2 protein-coding genes and 1 pseudogene are annotated in these 3863 nt (G+C 37.4%); 2 read left to right on the forward strand and 1 reads right to left on the reverse strand.

The features are described 5' to 3' along the window. Nucleotides 1-115: 115 nt before the first annotated feature. Both selB and BHE89_RS11785 read left to right on the forward strand, forming a co-directional pair. The gene (gene selB, locus BHE89_RS11780; RefSeq protein WP_286146090.1) at nucleotides 116-1429 is read left to right on the forward strand and encodes a selenocysteine-specific translation elongation factor; all 1314 of its coding nucleotides are present in this window, start codon (nucleotides 116-118) and stop codon (nucleotides 1427-1429) included. A 110-nt stretch (nucleotides 1430-1539) separates the two neighbouring features. Continuing rightward, nucleotides 1540-3189 (forward strand): annotated as a pseudogene (locus tag BHE89_RS11785) (LTA synthase family protein). 123 nt (nucleotides 3190-3312) lie between these two features. Here the strand turns inward: BHE89_RS11785 and BHE89_RS11790 are convergent. Further along, complete coding sequence (locus BHE89_RS11790) at nucleotides 3313-3741, reverse strand: TOBE domain-containing protein (protein WP_069367378.1); 429 nt, start codon at nucleotides 3739-3741, stop codon at nucleotides 3313-3315. Nucleotides 3742-3863 lie beyond the last annotated feature (122 nt).

Here is a 3863-nt window from a genome sequence, read left to right on the forward strand (position 1 = left end):
ACTTCAGCCCCTTCTGGTGAAGGTATTCCAGCGCTTCGTAACTACCTTGTTGAGTTGCATCAGCAAGAGCAACAGCATCCTCAATGGCATAAGCGTTTTCGTTTAGCAATAGACCGTGTTTTTTAGCATTAAAGGGGCTGGTTTAGTTGTCACAGGAACCGCACTTGCAGGACAAATCTCTGTTGGTGATACCTTTTGGCTAACTGGCGCAGATAAACCCGTAAGAATAAGAGCCTTACATGCACAAAATCAGCCCGTAGAGAGTGCAGGTGCAGGCCATCGCATTGCAATTAACATCACAGGTGATGTCAGTAAAGAAAATGTCTCTCGTGGTGACTGGCTTCTTTCTCAAGCGCCTAACTATCAATCTCATAAAATATTAGTCAGTTTAATTGCGGATGAACCTTTAAAGCATTGGCAGCCTGTACATATTCACCACGGTACACGTCATATTACGGGTCGTGTTGCTCTTTTAAATGATGTGAATGAAACACCGCAGTTAGCCGAGCTTATTCTTGATGAACCTCTTTGGCTGGTGGATAACGACAGACTTATCTTGCGTGATATTAGTGCTCAACGCACGTTAGCCGCAGCAAAAGTCTTATATTTGCACTCACCACGTAGAGGCAAACGACAAGCCGAATTTTTAACTTGGTTACACCAACTTGATAATGCAGACAGTGTCAGCGCCCATTTAGCGTTATGTTTACCAAAAGGTGAACTCTCTCTAAGTCAGTTTTCTTGGGCACAACAATTAACTGAAACTGCACTGGCTCAGTTATTAGAAACCTTTGACCTAGTTAACGTCGCTGGCGTTATTCTTTCTAAAGATAATGCTGATAAAGCAAAACAAAAATTACTCGATACACTTGAGGAATATCACCAACAACATAATGATCAAATGGGGGTAGGTCGCTCTCGCTTAAAACGGATGGCACTCCCTACTTATCATGATGAATTGGTCTATCACTTAATTGATCAATTACGTAAAGAAGGGGCTATTAGCCAAAGTCGTGGTTGGCTTCATCTTCCAACCCATGGTCTTGCTTTTTCTCCAGAACAAGATGCGCTATGGCAAAAAGCTAAAGTCTATTTTGAGCAAGCAGAACCTTGGTGGGTACGTGATCTCGCCAATGAAATGAAAAATGATGAGAAAGTGATCCGCTCATTATTACGTAAAGCGGCACAATTAGGTTTAATTATTCCGATTATTGCCGACCGCTACTATACACACCAATCAATAGAAAAATTTGCGTCTATCATTTTGAAATATAATGAAAATAATGGCAGTGTTACCGCCGCAGATTTCCGTGATGAGTTATCTGTTGGGCGTAAATTAGCAGTACAAATTTTAGAGTATTTTGACCGTACTGGTTTTACTCGTCGCAAAAAAGATCTTCATATTTTACGAGATAAGGGATTATTCTAAATACAGATGTTAACTTAGGCTAAATAAAGTTATTTAGCCTATTTAAGGTTATCGCCTACAATATTTGTAAAATATCCCCTTTATACTTTATCGCTATACTCGGAAGAGATATGAAAAAAATGTTAGGAAGTGCTTATCTTGCACTTATTCTTATTGCCTCACTCTTTATTGTTTTTGAGAAAATAACGTTTATTTATACTGCATTTATTTCAGTCGGTGCTTATTTTATTCTTTTTTCTCTTTGCTTTTATTTTATCAGCTCGTGTCTTATTTTCGGCTATAACCACTGGCACACTCTTCCTGATAACGAAGTTTATTAATCAACTCAAAGTCCATTATTACAAAGAAACATTAATGTTCTCTGACTTTGATTTAGCTTTTGATAGCTCGAATTTAGGGACATTAGGCCATTATTGGGAAGCCGGTGTTGCATTGATTGCGATGCTAATATGGCTTCTTATCAATATGTCTATTGCTTGGCGTTTCTCCAAAAAATCGTGCCCAACCTTGCGGATAAGTAGCTTACTGTTAATGGTTATTGGATTTACCATCCTCCATTTCACCGTAGAAAAATGGCAAGCTGAATGGGAAGGAACACTTCCAGGAGGACGAGGTACTGTCACTAATTTAATCATGTCTGGCTACCAAACGGCTTATCACCCTCCTTATTTCAATGAAAATGCAGATTATTTCCTTGAACAAGCGAACAAAACCGAACTGCCCGAAACACAGACAGACATAAAACCTGACATCATCGTTTTATTACAAGAATCGACAGTTGATCCTCATATTTATCAATTTGATAAAAATGTTGCACTGCCTGATTTATTTATGTTCCAAAAAGATGAAGGTGTCAGTGCACAAAGCCCTTTGCGTGTACAAACCTTTGGTGGTGGTACTTGGCTTTCTGAGTTTTCTGTATTAACAGGGTTAAATACGGATGATTTTGGTGCACGTAAAAACTCCGTATTCTATTTTGTTGTCGATAATCTTAATGAGAGTTTATTCCGCCAACTAAAAGCAGAAGGTTATTACACTGTTTTACTTACTCCATTTAATCGTAGTGCTTACCATGCAGGTTACGCTTATGAAAAAATGGGAATTGATGAAATTATTCAGCCTCAAGAGCTTGGCTACCCGGGAACACTCGAGGAAAATCTCTGGAAAATATCAACAGTAGATATGCTGGGTTATGTTGAAGAGGTACTAAAAAAGCGTACTGACAAGCCATTATTTATATTCTCATTAACGATGTATGAGCATGGCCCTTACGATGAATCACACAGAGATATGTACCAAATTACAGGTCATACAGAAAGCAGTAATGCGCCAGGTAAATTTAGTCACTATATGGAAAAAATCGTCACCAGTGATCCCGCAATTAAAGATTTCTCTCATTTTATTGCACAAAGAGAAAAGCCGACAATGTTCCTCTATTTTGGTGATCATCAACCCAATATTGAGCTAAAAAACTATCAATCACCGTTTAATAACCCTGCGTATATTACTCAGTTCACTTTAAGAGATAACCTATCGCAAGGTGCGCCAATAACAACAGGTGAATTAACTGATATTAGTTTCTTAGGGGGATTGATCTTAGAGCGCGCTCGTTTGCCGTTGTCTCCTTTTTACAAAGCAAACATTCAAATGCGCCACTTATGTAACGGGAAATTAAATGACTGTGAAGACGAGAAATTAGTTAACAGTTATAAAATTATATCTATGACAAACTGAAAGTCGCAGGTAATACAGATAATTAAATTTTATTACTTGAATAAACGATGATCGGGATGATAAATACCCAATGATAGGTCAGGTCACCGTCATATAAAAAAGAGACTAAATATTTAGTCTCTTTTTTATTTCAAGAAATAAACGTACCATTATTTACGTGTTGCAACAATCACACTTGATGCTTTTATTAGTGCTAAAACATTACTGCCTTTTGCTAATTTCATTTCTTGTAAGCTTTCATTTGTAATAACAGCAGTAAGTTCTAAACCTTTAGCAGTTTCTAAATGAACCGTAGAGTTCACTGCACCTTGTGCGATTTGAGTCACTTTTCCTGCAAATTGGTTACGTGCAGAGAAATTTAAATCGCAATCAGGCAGTGCTAATACAACCCATGGTGCTTTAATAATGGCAATTGCTTCACCCTCTTTTTTGATCTTTAAACTATCACAACTCTCTTTAGTAATAATTGTGACAAGTTTTTCACCATGTGCTAAAGATAAAATGACTTCACTATTAACGGCACCTTCAATAATATCAACAACTTTACCCACTAATTGATTACGTGCTGAAATTTTCATTTATCCACCTTCTATTTCGTTTTTCAACGTTGATTATGTTCAACGATAAAATTGACTTTATCATAGAGAGCTATAAGCTACGCGGGGGGGGATTTGAAGATCATGTTTTTTATTTTTATATA

It is taken from the genome of Shigella sp. FC1967 (assembly GCF_001743005.1).
Taxonomy (GTDB): Bacteria; Pseudomonadota; Gammaproteobacteria; order Enterobacterales; family Enterobacteriaceae; genus Proteus.

Excerpts from the sequence above, each read along its gene's own strand:
- BHE89_RS11790 (WP_069367378.1), bottom strand. The coding sequence starts at position 3,741 with ATGAAAATTTCAGCACGTAATCAATTAGTGGGTAAAGTTGTTGATATT.